The organism is Arthrobacter sp. ISL-72 (assembly GCF_018613755.1).
GTDB lineage: Bacteria > Actinomycetota > Actinomycetes > Actinomycetales > Micrococcaceae > Arthrobacter.
The window spans coordinates 118017-134645 of the sequence record NZ_JAGGPP010000013.1 but is presented as its reverse complement, the minus strand read 5'-3'; the positions used below and the strand labels follow the sequence as shown (position 1 = coordinate 134645).

Annotated in this window: 14 protein-coding genes; 1 reads left to right on the top strand and 13 read right to left on the bottom strand. The window is 65.8% G+C overall.

The window, feature by feature from the left end:
- Nucleotides 1–79 precede the first annotated feature (79 nt).
- Entirely contained in the window at nucleotides 80–3907 is a 3828-nt protein-coding gene (locus tag J7I92_RS12810) for a bifunctional RecB family nuclease/DEAD/DEAH box helicase (RefSeq protein ID WP_214841038.1), read from the top strand.
- On the opposite strand, the gene J7I92_RS12805 is transcribed toward J7I92_RS12810, so the two are convergent.
- From J7I92_RS12805 to J7I92_RS12750, 13 genes are all read right to left on the bottom strand, one after another.
- Nucleotides 3864–4751: a triose-phosphate isomerase family protein gene (locus J7I92_RS12805; protein WP_214841037.1), complete on the bottom strand. Its 888-nt coding sequence runs from the start codon at nucleotides 4749–4751 to the stop codon at nucleotides 3864–3866. The two genes, J7I92_RS12810 and J7I92_RS12805, sit on opposite strands and share 44 nt — an antisense overlap.
- A gap of 114 nt (nucleotides 4752–4865) precedes the next feature.
- The gene (locus J7I92_RS12800; RefSeq protein ID WP_214841036.1) at nucleotides 4866–6215 is read right to left on the bottom strand and encodes an MFS transporter; all 1350 of its coding nucleotides are present in this window, start codon (nucleotides 6213–6215) and stop codon (nucleotides 4866–4868) included.
- A gap of 51 nt (nucleotides 6216–6266) precedes the next feature.
- The gene (locus J7I92_RS12795; protein ID WP_214841035.1) at nucleotides 6267–6461 is read right to left on the bottom strand and encodes a hypothetical protein; all 195 of its coding nucleotides are present in this window, start codon (nucleotides 6459–6461) and stop codon (nucleotides 6267–6269) included.
- 12 nt (nucleotides 6462–6473) lie between these two features.
- Nucleotides 6474–7241 (bottom strand): SDR family NAD(P)-dependent oxidoreductase, encoded by a 768-nt coding sequence (locus tag J7I92_RS12790; RefSeq protein ID WP_214841033.1) that lies wholly within the window; start codon nucleotides 7239–7241, stop codon nucleotides 6474–6476.
- A gap of 73 nt (nucleotides 7242–7314) precedes the next feature.
- On the bottom strand, nucleotides 7315–8316 hold the full coding sequence (locus J7I92_RS12785; protein WP_214841032.1) for a 3-hydroxyacyl-CoA dehydrogenase family protein: 1002 nt from the start codon (nucleotides 8314–8316) through the stop codon (nucleotides 7315–7317).
- 2 nt (nucleotides 8317–8318) lie between these two features.
- Nucleotides 8319–8813, bottom strand: a complete 495-nt coding sequence (locus J7I92_RS12780) for a ribose-5-phosphate isomerase (RefSeq protein WP_214841031.1) — start codon at nucleotides 8811–8813, stop codon at nucleotides 8319–8321.
- On the bottom strand, nucleotides 8810–10618 hold the full coding sequence (gene dhaL, locus J7I92_RS12775; protein WP_214841030.1) for a dihydroxyacetone kinase subunit DhaL: 1809 nt from the start codon (nucleotides 10616–10618) through the stop codon (nucleotides 8810–8812). The genes J7I92_RS12780 and dhaL overlap by 4 nt, the downstream gene beginning before the upstream one ends.
- An 86-nt stretch (nucleotides 10619–10704) precedes the next feature.
- The gene (locus tag J7I92_RS12770; protein WP_214841029.1) at nucleotides 10705–11709 is read right to left on the bottom strand and encodes a sugar phosphate isomerase/epimerase; all 1005 of its coding nucleotides are present in this window, start codon (nucleotides 11707–11709) and stop codon (nucleotides 10705–10707) included.
- 161 nt (nucleotides 11710–11870) lie between these two features.
- Nucleotides 11871–12578 (bottom strand): GntR family transcriptional regulator, encoded by a 708-nt coding sequence (locus tag J7I92_RS12765; protein ID WP_214841028.1) that lies wholly within the window; start codon nucleotides 12576–12578, stop codon nucleotides 11871–11873.
- Between the two features lie 143 nt (nucleotides 12579–12721).
- Entirely contained in the window at nucleotides 12722–13801 is a 1080-nt protein-coding gene (locus J7I92_RS12760; protein WP_214841027.1) for an alkene reductase, read from the bottom strand.
- Between the two features lie 12 nt (nucleotides 13802–13813).
- A complete protein-coding gene (locus J7I92_RS24615) occupies nucleotides 13814–14338 on the bottom strand; it encodes a zinc-binding dehydrogenase (protein WP_396020382.1) in 525 nt (174 codons plus the stop codon).
- 23 nt (nucleotides 14339–14361) lie between these two features.
- Entirely contained in the window at nucleotides 14362–14628 is a 267-nt protein-coding gene (locus J7I92_RS24610) for a hypothetical protein (protein WP_396020381.1), read from the bottom strand.
- 73 nt (nucleotides 14629–14701) lie between these two features.
- Nucleotides 14702–16492, bottom strand: a complete 1791-nt coding sequence (locus J7I92_RS12750; RefSeq protein ID WP_214841026.1) for an NAD(P)/FAD-dependent oxidoreductase — start codon at nucleotides 16490–16492, stop codon at nucleotides 14702–14704.
- Nucleotides 16493–16629: the final 137 nt, after the last annotated feature.

Genomic DNA, 16629 nt, shown 5'->3' with positions numbered 1-16629 from the left:
GCGAGCTAATCTGGCGAGCTAATAATGTCCGGGGCCTTTGATAGCTTGGCAATAAGACATCAACGGCATCGGGGGCGCAGTGTTTCTTCTTGAACCGGACGTACCGGATCTGGCACAGGATCTGGTCTTTTCCGCGAGCGATCTGGTGATCGCGGCAACGTGCGAGTACCAGTTGCTGCGCAAGCTGGACGAGAAACTGGGGCGCTCCCCCAAGGCCGAGTTCGAGGCCGACGAGATGCTGGCCCGCACCGCAAAACTGGGTGACATCCATGAGCACAAGGTCCTGGACAAATTCCTGGCCCAATTCGGCCCCTGGGATCCGGCTACAGGACGCGGCGTGTACGACGTCGAAGCCGCGGCCGCCATGGACCGCGCCACCCTGCAGGCCAAGCATGCTGAGTCCGTCGATGCGCTGCGGGCCGGGGCCGACGTCGTGTTCCAGGCGGCCTTTTTCGACGGCCGCTTCCACGGCCGCTCCGACTTCCTGGTGAAACAGGACGACGGCAGTTACGCCGTGTACGACACCAAGCTGGCGCGCCACGCCAAAGTGACGGCGTTGCTCCAGCTTGCTGCCTACGGCGACCAGTTGCTCCACGCCGGAATTAGGCCGGATCCCGCGGTGACGCTAATCCTGGGTGCCACCGTGGCTACCCCGGGAGGCGGCTTCGACTACGTCCGGAGCAGCCACAAGCTTGCGGACATCCTGCCGGTCTTCCGGGAGAGGAGGGACAGGTTCATGGATTTGACCGCCGGCCACCGCAACCAGTCCGACGCCGTCAGCTGGGGCACGCCCGGCGTTGTGGCCTGCGGCCGTTGTGATTACTGCCAGGAGCAGGTTAAAGCATCGGACGATCTGCTCCTGGTAGCTCGGATGAACTCGGCGCAGCGGAAGAAGCTCCATGCGCAGGAGATCTTCACCGTCAAGCAGTTGGCCGACGCCAGTTTGCCTGGCGCCAACGCCTCTCTGCTGAGACTGCAGGACCAGGCCAGGATGCAGAGTAACGCCGGCACGGCCGAGGGATCCGTCAGCTACGTCAAGGACGGCGAGCAGCACACAATCAGCTACCGTGTGGTTCCGGAGCACACGCTGGCCGAACTTCCCCCGCCAAGCCCCGGAGACATCTTCTTTGACTTCGAAGGGGATCCGCTGTGGCAGGACAGCGAGACGGGAGTCTGGGGGCTCGAGTACTTGTTCGGAGTCATCGTGGCACCGCTCCATTCCGGCGGCCAGTTGGTTTTCAAGCCGTTCTGGGCGCACGACCGGGCTGCGGAGAAGCAGGCCTTCCTCAATTTCCTTGATTACGTGGAGAACCGGCGGCGCCAGTATCCGGACATGCATGTGTACCACTACGCCCCCTACGAGAAGACCGCACTCCGCAAACTGTCGGTGATGCACGTCGCCGGCGAGGATACCGTGGACAACTGGTTGCGGGACGGTCTGCTCGTGGACCTGTACCAGACCGTGCGGAACAGCATTTGCATCTCCGAGAACTCTTACAGCATCAAGAAACTGGAGCCGCTGTACATGGGCAGCAACCTCCGCTCCGGCGACGTGAAGGACGCCGGCGCGTCGGTGGTGGCCTATGCCGATTATTGCGAAGCCCGTGATGCCGGGCAGGCGCAGGATGCCGCGGCCATCCTCGCTGGTATCTCCGACTACAACGAATACGACTGCCTCTCCACGCTGGAGCTACGTGACTGGCTGCTGCGGCTGGCGACCGAACGCGGGATCGTGCCCGCACCGGCCGGTCAGCAGGCTGACTCCCCCGGGCTGTTGGCTGGCCGCAAGAACGGCGACGGCGGAAATGGCGGCAGGAGCGGGACAGGGGGTCCGGCCGGAAATTTAGGGCGGGCGGCCCCTGAGACTGACGAGGGTGCCGCACTGGGCCGGTCCGAGCGTGCCATCCGGGCATTTCTTGGCCGCGCCGCAGCGATCCGCGCCGCCAACGCCACAGCTCAGTCGGTCGGCAGAGCTCCGGCGGTCGGGGCAGTTCCCTCGGTCGGCAGAGCTCAGTCGGTCGGTGCCGGTCCGTCGGTCGGGGGCGAGGGCCACGCCGTCCCTGATCCCGATCTTCAGGCCATCGCCATGGTGGATGCGGCCGTGAGCTATCACCGGCGCGAGCGCAAAGCCTTCTGGTGGGCGCACTTTGACCGTTGCGAAAACGGCCCCGGCACCCACCAGCAGGACCGGAACGTCTTCCTGGTGGAGGAAGCCCGCATCCTTGACGACTGGCATAAGGTCGGGTCCAGGCTCCCGGAGCGTAGGGTCCAGCTGACCGGCACGGTGAGCGCCGGCTCGGACCTCCGTGAGGGCAGCACGTGGTTCCGGATGTACGACCGTCCGCTGCCGGCCGGGCTTGAAGGTACGGGCAGCGACGGCTCCGGCCGGGGCGGGGTGTTCGGGACGGAGATCCTGGAGCTCGGCCACGAAGACGGCAGGGACACCGTGGTGATCCGCGACAAGCTGCACCGGAAAATGGAACCGCACAACTGCCTGCCCATTGCGCTGACCGAAGACCAACCCATTCCCACCAAGAGCCTGGAGGAGGCGCTGGAGTTGCTGGCCGATCAGGTGGCGGCCGGGCTTCCGGACCCAGCGGCGGAGACTCTTGAGACACCCATCCTCCGCAAACATCCGGCTTTGGACCTCGTGCGCCGCATTCCGCCCATGCTGGTGACAGGCGGCCCGCTGCCGGTGCCGGCGGGTGGGCCGGACCGCTTTATCGACGCGATCACCGCGGCTGTGGAGGCCTTGGACCATTCCTACCTGGCTGTGCAGGGACCGCCAGGCACGGGGAAAACCCATGTGGGCTCGCATGTCATTGCGCGGCTCGTGGCCCGCGGCTGGAAGGTGGGCGTGGTTGCCCAGTCGCACGCGGTGGTGGAGAACCTGCTCTGCACCGCCGTGGAAAAAGCGGGAGTGGACCCGCTGAGGGTCGCCAAGGACGTGAAGCACGACGATTTTCTGCCGTGGCATCACCGTGGCGCCGCGGATGTGGAGCGGCTGCTGGGTTCGCCCGGCGGCGCCCTGGTGGGCGGCACCGCCTGGACCATGACCGGCACCACTGTGCCGGCGGGGTCTTTGGATCTCCTGGTGATCGACGAAGCCGGGCAGTTCTCGCTCGCGAACACCATGGCGGTTGCCCAGGCGAGTTCGCGGTTGCTGCTGCTGGGTGATCCGCAGCAGCTCCCCCAGGTCAGCCAAGGCACCCACCCTGAGCCGGTCAACGAATCTGCGCTCGGCTGGATCTCGGATGGCCATGCGACGCTGCCGCCGGAGCTCGGCTACTTTCTGGCGGACTCATGGCGGATGGCTTCCCCGCTGTGCGCTGCCGTCTCGGAACTCGCCTACGACGGCAGGCTGCAGTCAGCCGGCGCCGCGGACTTGCGCTTCCTGGACGGTGTTCCTGCGGGAATCGAAACCGTCATGGTTCCCCACACCGGCAATATCACCTCCTCTTTGGAGGAAGCAGAGGCAGTGGTCCTGCAGGTCCGCAGGCATCTGGGGTTGACGTGGCACGATGAAGCAGGCGACCGCCCTCTGGAACCGGAGAACGTCCTGGTGGTGGCGGCCTACAACGCGCAGGTGAACCTGATCAGGGACGCCCTCGACGCCGCCGGCCACTCGGCCGTCCGGGTGGGCACCGTGGACAAATTCCAGGGCCAGGAGGCTGCCGTGGTGATCGTTTCCATGGCCTGTTCCGCGGTGGCCGAAGCTCCGCGCGGCATGGAGTTCCTGCTGTCCCGCAACCGGATCAACGTCGCAGTGTCCCGGGGGAAGTGGCGCGCGGTGGTGGTGCGGGCCCCGGAACTGACCAACTACCTGCCAAGCCACCCTGAGGGGCTTGAACAGTTGGGCGGTTTCATCGGGCTGTGCCAGCGGTCAGTGACAGGCCAGGGGCAATGAGCAGTGCCTCATCCAGCACCTTGCCGAAGTTCGCGGCGTCGTGCGCGAAGCGGCCAAGGAACAACCCGGACACGCCGCCGAGCCCGGGCAACAGCCCCGGTTTGGCCGATCCGCCGTAGATGGCCGGAAGATCCTGGAGCCCGTGCGCGGCCAGTAGGGTTCGAAGGCGATTCACGACGTCGGACACGTAGTGCGCGTCCGCCGGCTCGGCCGCGCCGATGGCCCAGACGGGCTCGTAAGCGATGATGAGACGCGAGGCCAGCGTCCAGTCGCCGTCCACGGCAGCCCCGATCTGCCGGTAGACAAAGCTGGCAGCGGCACGCGCCGCACCAGTGCCGTCTTCAACGACGCCGCCTTCACCAACGCGGACTTCTCCACTGCGGACTTCACCAACGCGGTTGCCGCGAACGCGGTCTTCCCCGACGCAGAGCAGCGGCGTCAGCCCGGCGTCGTCGGCGGCGCGGACCTTAAGCGCCACCACGGCGTCGTCTTCCCCGAAGTGGGCCCGGCGTTCGGCGTGGCCGATCTCCACCAGCCGGACGCCCAGCTCGGCCAGCATCGACGGTGCCACTTCACCGGTCCAGGCTCCCTCTGCCCAGCCGCAGTTCTGCGCTCCCAGGATCAGAGGCGAGTCCTGCAAAAGGGCCGCGGCCGCCGGGAGCACCGGGAAAGACGGGGTCACGAACGGGACAACCCGCCCGGCCGCGAGGGCCGGGCGGGAGTCCACTTCATGGCAGAGACCTTCCAGCCAGTCCAGGGTGCTGCGGTAGCCCAGGTACATCTTGGTGCTGACGCCCACGTAGGTGACAGGGCCTGTGGCCTGGCTGGCTGAAGCCTGGTGCATGTGTTTGTGCCTTTTTGCTAGTGACGGGTCCGCTTAGTCGTGACGGGTCCGCTTAGTCGTGACGGGTTCCCTGTTCTAGTGACTGGCCCGCTGTGCTCGTGACGGGTGTGGAACTTACTTCTCCAGCAGTTCGTCCGCCTTGTTTCGGAACCGCTTGGTGGCGTACATCATGACCGCGGCCACGAACGGCAGGACGCCCAGGGCGTAGACGCCCATGGTTCCGGTGTCGGACGCCGTGACCTGGTTGACCGTGGTGCGTAGGATCGGGGCCACAAAGCCGCCAAGGTTGCCCAGCGAGTTGATGAGGCCGATGCCGGCGGCGGCTGCCGTTCCGGTGAGGAACGCCGTCGGATAGGACCAGGCGATGGGTCCGATCGACAGGAAGCTGCAGACTGCAAGGGTGATGAAGAGGATGCCCAGTGCCGGGACATGGTTGGCGCCGGCCCACGCCGAGCCAAAGATGCACAACCCGGTGGAGAGGAAGAGGCCGGTGCCCCAGACGCGGCGGCGGACCACGGTGTTGGCCGCCTTGCCGATGAAGTAGCAGGCAAAGATGCCGAAGAACCACGGGATGGCTGCCAGCAGGCCCACCATGATGCCCACCTTCTGGCCGGTCAGCTGGGCGACCTGCTGCGGCAGGTAGAACGTCACTCCGTACACCGCCACCTGCAGGCAGAAGTAGATGACGGTGAAGTACCAGACCTTGCGGTTTTTCATTGCGGCAAGCACACCGCGGGGGCCGGTTTCTTCCTTGACCGTGTCCTCCAGGGCCATGACGTCCAGCAGCGCCTTCTTCTCACCGGGGTTGAGGAATTTGGCGTCCTGGGGGCTGTTGATCAGGAAGAAGTAGGCGGCGATGCCTGCCAGGACTGCGAGCATGCCTTCAATGAAGAACATGACCTGCCACCCGGCCACCCCCGGAACCTGGTCGCCGATGTTGATCAGCCAACCGGACAGCGGGGCGCCCATCATCTGGGAGAACGGCTGCGCCAGGTAGAAGATGGCGAACATCTTCACGCGCACCTTGTTCGGGAACCAGGCGGCCAGGAACATGATGACGCCCGGGAACAGGCCGGCTTCAGTGACACCCAGCAGGAAACGCAGGATGATAAACGAGGTCTCGCCCTGGACGAAGGCGAAGCACGCGGACACGATGCCCCACGTGATGGCGATGCGCGCCAGCCACACCTTGGCGCCGAACCTGGTCAGCAGCAGGTTGCTGGGGATCTCGAACAGGGCGTAGCCGATGAAGAAAATGCCTGCGCCCAAGGCGTAGGCACCGGCGGTGACCCCCCGGTCCACACCGAGCGCCGCTTCAGCGAAGCCCACGTTGGTGCGGTCCAGGAATGCCACCACGTACAGGATGACGAGCATCGGCATAAGCCGGAACGAGGCCTTGGAGATCGCCGATTTGAGGACCGGCGAATCCAGGAGCTCCTTGGTGGACGTTGCTGTTAGGGACATCAAAACTCCTCTTTGAGTAAATCAGTTGCGAACGAAGGGGTGCTGCCGGTCCTAGCGGGAGAACGCGATGATCATGACGCCGGCGAGGCAGGCAAGGATGCCCACCGCGAGGTAGATGCGCCGTTCCCGGCTCCAGGAGCTGGTCCCGGACTTGGGACCGGTGGCCTCCCCCGGCGCAGGCCCTGGACGTGCTGAACTTGGACGTGCCGAACTTGGACGTGCTGCAGTGGGGCGGTGTTGTGCCATGGCTGTCCGTCCCTAGTGCATGTAGAGCCCGCCATCCACATTCAGCGTCTGGCCGGAGATGTACCCGGCGTCCTCGCTGATGAGGAAGGCGATGGCTGCGGCGATGTCACGCGTGGACCCGACCCGGTTGACCACCAGGTCCTTGGTGAGTTCGTCCTTGCGTTCCTGGCTGAGCGTGCCGCCCATGATGTCGGTGTCGATGGGACCCGGAGAGATGGCGTTGACGGTGATGTCGTACTCCCCCAACTCCCGGGCGGTGGAACGGGTCAGCCCGATCACGCCGGCTTTGGCCACCGAGTAGGGCGTCTTGGAGTACGTGCCGCCGCCGCGCTGGGCGGACACGGACGAGATGTTGACGATGCGCCCGATCCGGCTCCTGACCATGGACTCGGCCACGCGGCGGGTGGCGTAGTGGACACCGTTGAGGTTGATGCCCAGCACCCGGTCCCATTCGGCTGCGTCCAGTTCAAGGTACGGAACCGGGGAGCTGACGCCGGCCACGTTGGCCAGGGCCACGATCTGCGGCAGCTCCGCCTCGAGCTCGTCGATGGCGTTGCGGACGGAAGTTTCGTCGCCGACGTTGGCGCCGACACCGCGGGCGCGGATCCCGTACTGGGCCGCGATTTCCTTGGCCGTGGCCTTGCACAGGGCGTCGTCGAGGTCGATGATGCCGATGTTCCAGCCCTGCGCGGCAAGGTAGTTCGCGGTGGCCCGGCCGATGCCGCGCTCCGATACGGCTCCGGTGACGATTGCCGTGCGTTCTGCGGGGAAAATGCTCATGGTTGCTCCTTGATGAGAACGAAGACTGTGAGGGCGAAGAATCTTAAGCGAAAGACCATAAACCGAAGCCGGCTCAGCTGATGGGCGCCGGGCCGAGGTCTTCGATCAGCTTCTGCATGGCCACGTAGGCCTTGTTGCGGTAGGCGATCAGTTCGGGCGTGCGCTCCGCCGGAACGTTGAGGAAGCCTGCGCCCGTTTTGGTGCCCAGCTTGCCTGCCTCCACGAGGTCCGTGAGGATTTTCGGGGTGGCGAACCGCTCCGGGAAGTCGGTCTGGAGTGACTTGTAGCAGAAGTTGTAGACGTCCAGCCCGGCCATGTCCGCGATGGCGAAGGGCCCGAAGAACGGCAGCCGGAAGCCGAACGTGGTGCGGACCAGGGTGTCGACGTCGTCCGCCGTTGCGATGCCTTGTTCCACCAGCTGCGCGGCTTCGTGGAAAAGCGCGTACTGCAGGCGGTTGAGCACAAAGCCGGTGACGTCCTTGACGACGGCGGTCTGCTTGCCCGCAGCGTGAACCAGGTCGCGGGCTGCGCCGACGGTGGCCGCCGAAGTGCCGGCGTGCGGGATGATCTCGACGCCGGGGATGAACGGCGACGGGTTGGAGAAGTGCACGCCCAGGAACCGCTCCGGGTTGGTGACCGGCTCGGACAGCTCAGCGATGGAGATGGTGGACGTGTTGGAGCCGATGATGGCGTCGGGCCGGGCGGCGGCGCTGATGCGGGCCAGCGTCTGGTGCTTGATGGCGATGACCTCGGGGACGGCCTCCTCGATGAAGTCCGCGTCCGCCACGGCTTCCTCGATATCCTTGGCGGCCCACAGGTTCTGCTTCAGGATTTCCGTGGAACCCGCGGGGAACAACCCGTCGGCCACGAACTGGTCCGACTCGCTCAGGAGCCGGTCGTAGTTGTTCTGCGCCACTTCGGCGGACACGTCGGCCAGTGCCACCCGGGCCCCGCCGAGCGCCAGGACCTGCGCGATCCCGCCGCCCATGTAGCCGGAGCCGATGACGGCGATCTTCCGCGCGCTGTTGACTGCTGCTGCGCCGCTGGGGGCGGCGGTGTTTGCTGTTTCGGTCATGATCAGACTGCCTTCGTGTAGTCGGGCTCATAGGAGCAAATGGCGTCCACCTTGGCGGCGGAGGATGAAGTCTCGTCGAAGCGGTAGTCGAGCCACTCGCCCACCAGCTTCTTGGCCAGTTCCAGGCCGATCACCCGCTGGCCCATGGTGAGGACCTGGGCGTTGTTGCTCAGGACCGAGCGCTCCACGGAGTAGCCGTCATGGGCGGTGACCGCGCGGATCCCGGGGACCTTGTTGGCGGCGATGGCCACTCCCAGTCCTGTGCCGCAGATCAGCAGTGCACGGTCCGCTTCCCCGTCGGACACTTTGCGGGCTGCGTCGACGGCGACATGCGGGTATGCGGTCGCGTCATTTGCAGCCACGCCCACGTCCACCACGGAGGCGACGCGGCTGTCCGCTTCCAGCAGCGCCTTCAGTGCTTCCTTGTATTCGACGCCGGCCTCGTCGTTGCCGATGACAATGCGCCATCCTGCCGCGGCGCCTTGGTTTGTGCTCATGCTTGTGCTCCATTTCCGGCCACGGAGGCAGCCAGCGGGGAATCAGTCGGTTGGGAAGTGTTCAGTCCGGAATCCGCCGGTCCGGAATCAGCCAGCCCGGAATCAAGGTAGGAGGAGATCCGGGCCGCGATGAGCCCGAAGGACACGGCGCCGGGGTCCGGATGGCCCAGACTCTTCTCGGCCAGCGGCCGTGCCCGACCCTTGAGCGGCCGGAGTGAAGCGGTGGCGTCTGCGGCTTCCCGGGCAGCAGCCGCTGCCTCGGCGAGTGCCCGTACTACCGGGGTCCCGCCGTCGCGCGCGGCCAGGAAGGTGTCCCGGAAGGGAAGCAGCGCGTCCACCATGGTCTTGTCCCCCGGTTCGGCCTTGCCGAGGGCGGTGATTGCGTCGGCAAAGGCGGCGACGGTGGCCGTTGCGTCCTCGCCGTGGTACGAGTCCTTGTTGCCGAGGGCGAGTCCGGCGGCCATGACGGCGGACCCCCACAATGCCCCGGAGGTTCCGCCGGCACGTTCGCTCCAGGCCTCCCCCGCCGCGGTGAGTACGCGTTGCACGGAAGCGCCGGCTGCCGACGTTTCCACCGCGGCAGCGGCTGCAGCGTCCACACCGCGGCGCATGCCAATGCCGTGGTCGCCGTCGCCCGCGATCGCGTCCAGCTTGCCAAGCTCTTCTTCATGCTCGACGACGACGGCCTGCACTTGGGCGAGGACGGCGGTTGCCAGCCGGCCCAGGTCTGCCGCCGCCGCCGTCGCCTGTTCCTCTTCGCCGGCTGCTGCGTCTTCCGGTCCGGCGAGCTCGCGGCGGGCACGGGGCGCAAGGTTTCCTTTGCGGAAGGCGGGAGTGTCCGCGGGTGCCGCCCAGAACTCCTCGAGTTCGTCGTCCAGCCAGAGCAGGGTCAGGGAGAGCCCGGACATGTCGAGGCTGGTGACCAGTTCGCCGCATTCCGGTTCCACCACCGTCAGGCCGGCCTTGTTGAGTAGATTTTCGATCTTGCCGAACAGCAGGAACAGCTCGTCGTATTTGACGGTGCCCAGGCCGTTGACGATCGCCACCACGCGGTCCCCGGCATCATCGGGCTTGTCCGCCAGGAGACGCGCGACGAGCAGTTCGGCGAGTTCGGAGGCCGTGGGCATGGGGTGTTCGGAGATGCCCGGTTCGCCGTGGATGCCCAGGCCCAGCGACATCTGGCCGGCGGGAACGTGGAACAGCGGGGCCTCTGCGCCCGGGAGTGTGCAGCCGTCGAAGGCTACGCCCAGGGAGCGGGTGCGGTAGTTGGTGCGGATGGCCAGGCGCTCGACGGCGTCGAGGTCCAGTCCGGTTTCGGCGGCCGCGCCGGCGATCTTGAAGACCGTCAGGTCCCCGGCGATGCCGCGCCGCTTCTCGATCTGGTCCAGCGGAGCGCTGGCGATGTCGTCTGTGACCAGGACCGTGCGGGTCTCGATTCCCTCGGCGTTAAGCCGCAGCTGGGCCTGACCGAAGTGGAGGACGTCGCCGGCGTAGTTGCCGTAGCTCAACAGCACACCGCCGCCTGTGTTCGCTGCTTTGGCCACCCGGTAGACCTGGCCGGCCGCCGGAGAGGCGAACATGTTGCCGCAGGCTGAGCCGGTGGCGAGGCCCGGCCCTACCAGGCCCGCGAAGGCCGGGTAGTGGCCGGAGCCACCGCCCACCACCAACGCAACCTGGCCGGCAGGCACTTCGGTGGAGCGGACGACGCCGCCGTCCACCCGGGCAACGTACCCGCGGTTGGCTGCCACAAAGCCGTCCAGTGCCTCATCCGCAAAGTCAGCGGGGTTGTCGAAGATCTGGGTCATGGTTCCTCATTGAATCCGTGTTGGAAAGTGCGGTTGGGTGGACGCCGGCGCCATGGGCCGGATGCTCCTCAGGCGCCGGCTCCTGGTCAGACTGCAGCGAGTGCGACGGCGGCGGGCTGCTGCCGCCCCTGGGCAACCTGGCTCTTGCCAAGCGTGTAGCCGTCCGTCTTGGGCAGGACGTGGCGGCGAAGGTAGTCCTGGTTGCTGGCCGTCACGCTGAGGCCGTCGCCGCCGTAGTGCTCGGTGCAGAGGATGCCCTGGAAGCCGACGGACATTGCCAGCTTGAACGCCTCCCGGTAGTTGATGAGGCCGCTTTCCATCGGTGCGGGCATGGTGACGTACATGCCGCGGGCTGTGTCCTCGTCGCGGATGTAGTTCTTCATGTGCCAGTAGTTGGAGTACGGCAGCGTCTTGGCCACCATTTCGCGCCAGTCCTCGATGGGCCGGTGGAGCCGGATCAGGTTGCCGAGGTCGGGGTTGAGGCCGACGTTGGCCAGGCCGATGTCCTGGACCAGCTGCACCGAGGAATCCGCGGTGCCCAGGTAGGTGTCTTCGTACATTTCGAGAGAGAGCAGGACGCCCACGTCGGCGGCATGCCGGCCCAGTTCCCGCAGGCGGGTGACGGCGTTGCCCCAGGCTTCCTTGTTGCCGGCAGGGTCCTTGTAACCCTCAACGGTCCAGAACCAGAGCTGTTTCTGCTGTTCCGGCGTGATGGCCTGGTGGAGTCCGAAGGAGACAACTTCGCACCCCAGCTCGGCGGCGGCGTCGATGGTGCGGTGGCTGTAGGCGAGGTTGGCTTCCCAGTTGCCCTCTTCGATCACGCTGCGGCGGATGGCGGAAATGACGGGGATGCCGATGCCGACGTTGTCCGCCGTCTGTTTGAACTCTGCGAGGCGCGCCTTGCTGAGATCGCCGGGGCGCACCCAGCTGTCGGTGAGGTCGGCGTGGGCGAAGCCGGCTTCCTTGACCTCGGTGAGGACCTCGGCCCAGGCCGAAGCCTCGGCGTCGTTGATGTCTGTTCCCCGGGCGTCCGTGCCCGGGAACTGCAGCAGGGCCGCGGTGATGGGCCAGTTCTCGGCGGTGTAGGCCATAACGTTCACTCCTTGTGCAGATCCTGTTTCCTATAGGATTTACTATCGACAAAAAGTTGTCAAGGTCACATGAGGGCGTGCCGGCCCGACCAGGCAGCCGGAGGTGTCGTTTTGGAGCTCCAAAACGACACCTGCTGCTACTTACCTGGGAGGGAGGGGGCTTAGCCTTCCGGCGCGTCGGCCATGGCCCGGCCGCGGACTTTGCGGACGTGGTCGGCCATGGCGGAGGCGGCGGTTTCCGGATCCCCGGTGGCCAGGGCGTCAAGGACTGCCTGGTGTTCGGCGATGGCGTTCTCGGCATCGGTGATGCCCACGCCGCCGAACAGCCGGAAGCGCTGGACCTGGCCGCCGAGCGCTGCATATGCCGCCACCATGAACTGGTTTCCGGTCTGTTCGGCAATGAGCCGGTGGAACCGCTCGTCGGCTTCGAGGTAGTCGCGGTATTCAGCGAAGGACGGTCCCCGCGGCGCGGTCTTCAGGTCCGTGACTGCCTGCTCCAGCTGGGCGAGCCGCTCCGGGGTGAGCCGGGCGCAGGCGAGCCGGGCATTCACCGGTTCAATGGCGAGCCGCGCCTCCATCAGTTCGGCGAAGTCCTCACGGGTAAAAACCGGGGCCACCCGGTACCCCTTCAGAGCTATGCGGCGGACCATGCCGGTGTGCTCCAGGCGCGCAAGCGCCTCACGGACCGGGGTTGGCGAAACGTCGAGGTCCCGCGCCGTGCCATCGATGCTGACGGTGGCGCCGGGTTCGAGCCGGCCATCCATCAGCGATTCCAGCAGCTCCTCATAGACATGGTCTGCCAGCACCTGGCGGCTTACCGGCCTGCCCTTGCGGCTGCCGGGACTGGTAATCGGGGACGGACGCTGCATGTTCAGATCCTATAGGGCTGGTCCGCCCCCTCATGGTTCCATGACGGGGCGGACCAGGTCGCACTCCGCCCGGGGCGCGGGTGCTGGCGAAGCGCGTGCTGGCCCAGCGCGTGCTGGTTCAGCAGCTGCTAACAAAGCGGCTGCTAGCTCAGGGACTCTTCGTAGAAGGGGTAGTCCGTGTAGCCTTCGGCGCCGTCTGCGTAGAACGTTGCCTGGTCCGGGTTGTTGACCGGCAGGCCTTCGCGCCAGCGGCGGACGAGGTCGGGGTTGGCGATGGCCGGACGGCCCACCACCACCGCATCCGCCTGGCCGTCCGCGACCAGGGCGATGGCTGCATCGCGGGTGGTGATGACGCTGAAGCCCGTGTTGACCAGGAACGGGCCGTTGAACCGCGCCCGCAGGTTCTGCACCAGTTCAGCGGCAGGCTCGTCATGCAGGATGCTCAGGTAGGCCAGGTCCAGCGGAGCGATGGAGTTGACCAGCACGTCGTAGGTTGCGCGGACGTCAGCGGCGTCGGTCTCTTCGATGCCCTGGACGTTGTGTTCGGGCGAGATCCGGATGCCCACGCGGTTGGCGCCCAGCGCCTCGACGACGGCGTTCACCGTCTCGATGACGAAGCGCGCGCGGTTTTCGGGGGAACCGCCGTAGCTGTCCGTGCGGATGTTGGTGTTGGGTGCCAGGAACTCGTGGAGAAGGTAACCGTTGGCGGAGTGCAGCTCGACGCCGTCGAACCCCGCCTCGATGGCATTGCGCGACGCCGTGACGATTTCCTCGCGGACGAGCGGAAGCTCATCGGTGGAAAGCTCATGCGGCACAGGATGCGGCTGCTTGCCGTTATAGGTCCGGGTTTCACCTTCGACGGCGATCGCGCTGGGGGCAACGACGCCGTGGCCACCGTTGATGTCCTCATGCGAGACGCGGCCGCCGTGCATGATCTGGGCAAAAATCCTGCCGCCTTCGGCGTGGACTGCGTCGGTGACCTTCTTCCAGCCGGCGATCTGTTCGGGGGCGACCAGCCCAGGCTGTCCCGGGTAGGAACGGCCGGCCGGGCTGGGGTAGATCCCTTCGCTGACAATCAGGCCGAGGGAGGCGCGCTGGCGGTAGTGCTCCGCTACGAGCGGGCCGGGGATGCCTTCCTTGCCGGAGCGGAGACGGGTCAGCGGCGCCATGACCAGGCGGTTGGGCAATTCGAGCTCGCCGAGGGTCAACGGGGAAAACAGCATGCGCGGTTCCTTTCAAAGCGGATGGGGTCCACTCGAGACAACTGGGAGGCGCGTGCAACTATTCCTGATGAGATGCAGATCACGACGGGCGGACGATGTCTTCACCGCGGTTTCGTTGTGGTTGATGAGGGTGTCGAAGCCCTTGTCCACCAGGTCCTCCAACGCGATCCTGCCGGTGATGAAGGGCTTGAGATCCACTTTCCCCTCCTGAACGAGCCGGATTGCGGCCCCGTGATCACCGCGGTAGGCGATCGTTCCGCGCAGGTCGATCTCCTTGAGGACGATCTTCTGCATGTCCACGGCGGCCGGACGGCCCCAAATGGACACGTTGACCACCACCCCGGCGGGCTTCACGACGTCGAGCACGGTGTCCAAAACCGCGCTGACGCCGGCACATTCGAACGCGGCGTCCGCACCGGCACCGCCGGTCAGTTCCAGAACACGGGCTTTGATGTCCTCGACGCCCGGGTCCAGCACATGATCCGCGACGCCGGACGCCGCCGCCTTTTCCTTGCGCGCAGCGGACAGCTCCGTCACCACCGTGGTGACGCCCAGGCCCTTCAGGACAGCTGCCGTGAGCAGCCCGATGGGACCCGCACCGCCACGACGGCGACACTCTCCGGGCGAAGGCCGCTTCGGCTGACGGCGTGATGGGCCACTGCGAGGGGCTCGATGAGGGCGGCTTCGTCAAGGGGAATGTCGCCGACTGAATGGACCCAGCGTGAGTCGACCCATGACGGCGATTTTACGGCACCGGGGCGGAGTTCCGGCTCGGGGATGTCTTCTATCCGCACGTCCTTTTGGGCGTGGAATCGTGCTGCTTTCACGATGCTTCGCCTTAGTTGGTTGCGCGTCCACGGCCGCGCCCGGCGGCACGGCCGTGGACTGCTGGTTGGATGGTCAGCGTGTGTGGTGGGTGGGCTGGAGCTCGTAGACCGGCGTGGGCAGTCCCTCCATGCGGGCCTTGAGCTGAAGGGCAAGGTAGTTCGAATAATGGCGGCTCTGGTGCAGGTTCCCTCCATGGATCCAGAGGTTCTCAACGTTGGTGGGTTTCCACATGTTGCGCAGCTCCCCTTCCCAGGGACCCGGGTCCTTTGGCGTGTCTGAACCGTAGCCCCAGCATTTACCGACGGCGTCCGCCACTTCGGGCGAGACCAGGTCTGCAAGCCAGCCGTTCATTGAGCCGTAGCCCGTGGCGTAGATGATGACGTCGGCTTCGAGTTCAGCTCCGTTGTCCATGACCACCGCGTTGCCGGTGATCTTGCTGACCTGTCCGTTCGCCAGTTTCACGCGACCGTCGATAATCAGCTGTGAGGCGCCGACGTCGATGTAGTAGCCGGATCCGCGCCTCAGGTACTTGAGGAACAGGCCGGAACCGTCCACTCCGAAGTCCAGGTCGAAGCCGGCGGCTTCAAGCTGGGAGTAGAAATCGGCGTCGCGTCTGGCCATCTCCTGGTACACAGGGATCTGCGCCTCCGGCAGGATCCTGTACGGCAGGGACGCGAACAGGAGGTCGGCCTTCTCCGTGGTGACGCCGTTTGCCAGTGCCTTCTCTGAGTACAGGTCGCCGAGGGCGAGTTCCATAAGCGACTCGCTCCGGGCAATGTGGGTCGATGAGCGCTGAATCATGGTGACGTCGGCGCCGTGTTCCCAAAGATCCGCACAGATGTCGTGGGCTGAGTTGTTGGACCCGATGACCACGGCCTTCTTGCCGGTCCAGTCCCCTCCGCCCGGATGCTTGGACGAGTGGTACTGCTGCCCCAGGAAGGACTCGGCGCCGTCGAAGGTTGGAACGTTCGGGTAACCCGAGACGCCCAACGCGAAGACGAGCTGCTTGGGACGCAAGGTGACCGGCTCGCCGTCGCGGATGACCTGCACGATCCACTCCTGCGCGGCTTCATCGAAGCGGGCGTTGGTGCACTCGGTTTTCGACCAGTAGTTCAGCTCCATGATCCGGGTGTAGTGCTCCAGCCAGTCGCCGATCTTGTCCTTGGCGGCGAAGACGGGCCAGTCGTCCGGAAACTTCATGTAGGGCAGGTGGTCGTACCAGACGGGGTCGTGAAGGTGGAGGGACTTGTACCGGTTCCGCCACGAGTCGCCGGGGTTCTCATTTTTCTCCACGATGATGGTTGGGACGCCGAGTCGGCGTAGCCGGGCGCCGAGTCCGATTCCGCCCTGCCCGCCGCCGATGATCACGGTGTACGGCTGGTCCTCGTATCCCAGGCGGGCTTCCTGCTCCTCCTTGAGTTCCAGCCAGGACTTGCGCCCCTTGCTGATCTGGTGCGCCACGCCCTTTTCACGGTTGGGACCTTTTTTCTCCTCGAAGCCTTTTAGTTCCTGCATGGTTGTGAGCAGCGTCCAGCATTTGCCGTTCCGGAGGCGAAGGTGCGCATAGCCGCGTGCTTGCGCCGTTTCAAAGTCCACCCACGCTTCGGTGTTGGCTGCGTCTCCGGTGGCGTCCTCGGCGAGCGCCCAGTTCTCTGGCTTAACTTCCGGGAGGGTGGCCTCCAGCATCCGCTTGATGTCCGCCTCGCCCTCCAAAGTTTTGAGGTTCCACGTGAAGGATACGAAGTCGCGCCAGTACGGTTCGTCCTCGAACAGCTGCAGTGCGGCATCCGTGTCGTTGCTGCGCAGCGCCTCTTCGAACTGCGCCAGCCAGGCCTCCACGATGCCGTTTGGTGTCTCAGGCATGATTCCTCTTTTCCTTTGCTTATAGTGATCCGCTCCGGGTCCGCCTCCCGGCGACCGACCCGTGACCCGCATCCCAAGTAAAAGGCTGAGGGGGTTACAATCGGGTGACACGGCCCCTCCCCACTTTCGGGTTGCCT

Excerpts from the sequence above, each read along its gene's own strand:
- J7I92_RS12780 (WP_214841031.1), bottom strand. The coding sequence starts at position 8,813 with ATGAGCACAAACCAAGGCGCCGCGGCAGGATGGCGCATTGTCATCGGC.
- J7I92_RS12785 (WP_214841032.1), bottom strand. The coding sequence starts at position 8,316 with ATGACCGAAACAGCAAACACCGCCGCCCCCAGCGGCGCAGCAGCAGTC.
- J7I92_RS12800 (WP_214841036.1), bottom strand. The coding sequence starts at position 6,215 with ATGTCCCTAACAGCAACGTCCACCAAGGAGCTCCTGGATTCGCCGGTC.
- J7I92_RS12770 (WP_214841029.1), bottom strand. The coding sequence starts at position 11,709 with ATGGCCTACACCGCCGAGAACTGGCCCATCACCGCGGCCCTGCTGCAG.
- J7I92_RS12750 (WP_214841026.1), bottom strand. The coding sequence starts at position 16,492 with ATGCCTGAGACACCAAACGGCATCGTGGAGGCCTGGCTGGCGCAGTTC.
- J7I92_RS12795 (WP_214841035.1), bottom strand. The coding sequence starts at position 6,461 with ATGGCACAACACCGCCCCACTGCAGCACGTCCAAGTTCGGCACGTCCA.
- dhaL (WP_214841030.1), bottom strand. The coding sequence starts at position 10,618 with ATGACCCAGATCTTCGACAACCCCGCTGACTTTGCGGATGAGGCACTG.
- J7I92_RS12790 (WP_214841033.1), bottom strand. The coding sequence starts at position 7,241 with ATGAGCATTTTCCCCGCAGAACGCACGGCAATCGTCACCGGAGCCGTA.
- J7I92_RS12765 (WP_214841028.1), bottom strand. The coding sequence starts at position 12,578 with ATGCAGCGTCCGTCCCCGATTACCAGTCCCGGCAGCCGCAAGGGCAGG.
- J7I92_RS12760 (WP_214841027.1), bottom strand. The coding sequence starts at position 13,801 with ATGCTGTTTTCCCCGTTGACCCTCGGCGAGCTCGAATTGCCCAACCGC.
- J7I92_RS12805 (WP_214841037.1), bottom strand. The coding sequence starts at position 4,751 with ATGCACCAGGCTTCAGCCAGCCAGGCCACAGGCCCTGTCACCTACGTG.